General features: G+C 56.8%; 3 protein-coding genes. All 3 read right to left on the minus strand.

Annotated features, from left to right (window positions below; translation table 11 throughout):
• Positions 1-136: 136 nt before the first annotated feature.
• The 3 genes from EST62_RS12450 to EST62_RS12460 are packed head-to-tail and all read right to left on the minus strand — an operon-like array spanning position 137 to position 3,353.
• Entirely contained in the window at positions 137-1,195 is a 1,059-nt protein-coding gene (locus EST62_RS12450) for a pentapeptide repeat-containing protein (protein ID WP_129052390.1), read from the minus strand.
• Between the two features lie 43 nt (positions 1,196-1,238).
• On the minus strand, positions 1,239-2,660 hold the full coding sequence (gene mnmE, locus EST62_RS12455; RefSeq protein WP_129052391.1) for a tRNA uridine-5-carboxymethylaminomethyl(34) synthesis GTPase MnmE: 1,422 nt from the start codon (positions 2,658-2,660) through the stop codon (positions 1,239-1,241).
• Between the two features lie 21 nt (positions 2,661-2,681).
• The gene (locus EST62_RS12460) at positions 2,682-3,353 is read right to left on the minus strand and encodes an SDR family oxidoreductase (protein WP_129052392.1); all 672 of its coding nucleotides are present in this window, start codon (positions 3,351-3,353) and stop codon (positions 2,682-2,684) included.
• Between the last annotated feature and the right edge of the window lie 324 nt (positions 3,354-3,677).

A 3,677-nucleotide genomic window follows, 5' to 3' on the forward strand; every position in this document is an offset into this window, starting at 1 on the left:
GTCAAGGTCGAGAAATTGAGTATAAAAAGTTGCATTCACAGCAGCTCCAACTCTTCTAAATACCTCGAAGCTCTGCTTCGAGGATCCTTTATTAAAACTCAGGCCCAAAACGGGATGTAGCAAGGTAAAAATTGCGTTACGCACTCCCTCGTTGACCGCTATCCCTCTCTTGCAGAAGCTTCAGCAGCTCATCGATTTTCGCTGTTTGCTCCTTGATCGCGCTGGCGATTTTCTCCTCGCCACTCTGCCGTTTGCCCTCTTCAACGACATCGAAGACAATGGGCCGAAGAAAACCGAGCGAGAGCCAAAAGAGCCACGAACAGGCAAACACAAGCACCGGGATGAATGCATAAAGCGAATAGAGAAGGATTGGAATTTGTTCAAAATTTTTCCAAGCGCCCGACCAAAAAAGTACAGCAAGGAAGATGAACGGATGAAAGCAGAGAATGATGCGGAGCAGGGTCGAAATGATTTTTGGCGCTATTCTCTTTTCATACTTCGAAAGAATCCATGGAAACTGCCCGACCTTCATCGCAGAGTCTCGGGTGGTCAAGTATTTGGTTCCGTCAAGCGCCGCCTTGAAAAAGATGGCAACAAACAGCATGAGTGTTGCCGAGATGATGACGGAGAGACCGGCAAAGGTGACAGCATCAATGGAGTCCTTGAGGATATTGAAAGGAACAGCGATCTTGTCCCGATGAAGCACAAAGGACAACAGCGTGACCCCTGCAAAAAGAAGTGAGATTGAGTGCAGCCGCCGTGCATGTTTGAGATTTTCGAGAACCGCCTCCACGCTGGACCCCTGCATCGAGTCCCCCTCAGGGGTCATATTCATCAAGGCTGCCGTTTTCGTCCCCTGAGAGTAGATGCCATTGACGCCTCGAGTAATACCCTTTGCTCTGCGCAATTTTGTTTTTGAATCAATGACAGCGCCACTCAGTTTTGCTTCTCTCATATCTGCTTGGGACAGGTTGGCTTTTCTCAGATCCGCTCCTGTCAGATACGCTCGTCTCAAATCAGCTTTGATCAGAACCGCACCTTCCATATCCGCTTCTGCCAGATTCGCTTTGTACAGGCGCGCTTGTCTCAGATTAGCTTGGGACAGATCAATAGGAATTTCTGGATTATCCATCCTCCACTTGATCCATCCATCAACATTTTGCTTCAACCTCTCTACCTGATCCTGATTCGCCATAGCTCACATCTCTCCTGAAATTGTTTATTCCCCCACCCCATTTTCACTTCCCAATACAAAACCGATCGAAGATCGTATTCAGCACCTCCTCGTTGACGACCTTGCCGGTGATTTCGCCGACGTAGTTGAGGGCGCTGCGGAGTTCGAAGGCGATGAGTTCGGTTTCCGACTCGTGAGCGATGAGTTCGAGGGCGTTTTGCAGGGCGTCCGAGGCATTGCGCAATGCTTCGTAGTGGCGCAGGCTGGTGACGAGTACGCTCGCTTCGTGCAGTTTGTCAAGGTTTTTGGTGAGCGCGCCCATGTGCTGCTTCAGCGCGTCGATGCCGTCGCCCTTCAGCGCCGAGATGGCGATGACCTCCGCGCCCGTGCCCTCCGCGATGGCGCGGATAAGCGCGTCGGCGTTGTCGGCGCGGTCGAGCTTGTTGGCGATGGCGAGGAACTTCGCCTCGGGATGGGCCGCCTTCAGCTCGTGGATTTCGCGGATTTCGTCGTCGAGCCGCTCCGCGCCGAGGTCGAAGAGGTAGAGAATCAGGTCGGCTTCGGCCATCTTCATGCGGCTTCGGCGGATGCCTTCGTGCTCGATCTCTTCGCCCGCCTCTCGCAGGCCGGCGGTGTCGGTGAGGCGAAACATCGTCTTGTCGTGGATGAAGCACTCCTCGATGTAGTCGCGGGTCGTGCCGGGCATGTGGCTGACGATGGCGCGCTCCTGCCCCAGTAACGTGTTGAGCAGCGTGGACTTACCGGCGTTCGGCTTTCCGGCGATGACCGTCGAGACCCCCTCGCTGACGAGCCGCCCGTGCTGGTAGGAGTCGATGAGCTGGCTCACCTCGCGCTGAAGCGCTTCGATTTGCGCAGTCAGTTCGGCGCGGCTCTGGAACTCCACCTCCTCCTCGCCGAAGTCGAGTTCGAGTTCGATGAGAGCGCAGGAGCGGATGAGCTGCTCGCGCAACTCGCCGAGCCGCTTCGACAGGTCGCCCTTCATCTGGCTCACCGCCGTGCGATACGCCGATTCGGTGCGGGCGTGGATCATTTCGCCGATCGCTTCGGCCTGCAACAGGTCGATGCGCCCGTTGAGGAAGGCGCGGCGGGTGAACTCGCCCGGTTCGGCCAGGCGGCAGCCGTGGTCGAGCATGAGCCGCAGCACGCGCCCCACCACCACCGGCCCGCCGTGGCAGGTGAACTCCACCATCTCCTCCGAGGTGAACGAACGCGGCGAGCGGAAAACGAGCGCGATCACCTCATCGACCATCTCCTCGCCGTCGTGGAGCCGCCCGAAGTGCGCGGTGTAACCGGCGGCGTCGGCGAGCTTGCCGTCGCCGTGCGCCTTGCGAAACACCTGGTCGGCGACGGCGAGCACCCCCGCGCCGCTGATGCGCACGATGGCGAGCGCCCCGACGCCAACCGGCGTGGCGATGGCGGCGATGGGGTGGCCGGGAACGGGCAAGTGAAGATCGGAGGATGACATAAGTCGATACGAGGTTATGAGTTACAATGGCCGGACAGTCATTTCATCGGGCAACATGCCGTCGGGAAGTTCGACCAGCGAAACGACGAGCCGGGCGACATCATCCGGCTGCATGAACTTTTTCGGTTCGATACCGGCATGGTCGAAAAATCCGGTCTCGACCGAGCCGGGGTTGAGGCACGCCACGCGGATGCCGAATTCGCGCAGCTCCTCCATGAGCGATTCGGAGAAGCCGTTGACCGCGAACTTCGAGGCGCAGTAGGCCGTGCCGCCTTTGATGCCGCGCTTGCCCGCCACCGAGCCGATGTTGACGATCATGCCGCGCCCGGCCTGTTTCATCGACGGCACGACCTTGCGCGAGCAGAGGAACATGGCCGTGAGGTTGGTGTCGATGAGCCGCCGCCACTCCGCCGGATCGATCAGCTCGATGTCGCGGAAAAAGCCAAATCCGGCGTTGTTGACCAGCAGATCGACGCGACCGAACTGTGCGAGCACGGCATCGAACGCCTCGTCTATAGCAACATCACTGGTAACATCGGCCTGAATCCAACGAAAATGCTCATGCGCGATGGGCGTCTCGCGGCGGCTGAGGCCGAACACCACAGCCCCGGCATCGAGCAAAGCGCGGCAGGTGGCGAGGCCAATGCCGGAACTCGATCCGGTCACGACGGCGGTTGTTCCTGAGAGGTTCATGATTCGTTTGCTTTAAGTATCAAGTCAATCCCAAACAGCCTTCATTCCCCGTCATTGCGAGGAGCATAGCGACGTGGCAATCCATGCGAAGTCAGCGAAGGCGCACAAGATGGATCTCCACGCCCCGACAGGTCGGGACTTTCCATGAACATGTGTCAGTTTATCGCTATTTTACTTCGTTTAATGCCATTGAATCTCTATGGGATATATTCCCCGAAGCTCTGCTTCGTTAAATCTCTATGGGATATATTCCCCGAAGCTCTGCTTCGTTAAAGATAAAAGTGTAATAATTGAGCACATATATTCATAAAAGTCATAATGTAT

Origin of the sequence: Chlorobaculum sp. 24CR, from assembly GCF_004118635.1 — a bacterium.
Taxonomy (GTDB): Bacteria; Bacteroidota; Chlorobiia; order Chlorobiales; family Chlorobiaceae; genus Chlorobaculum.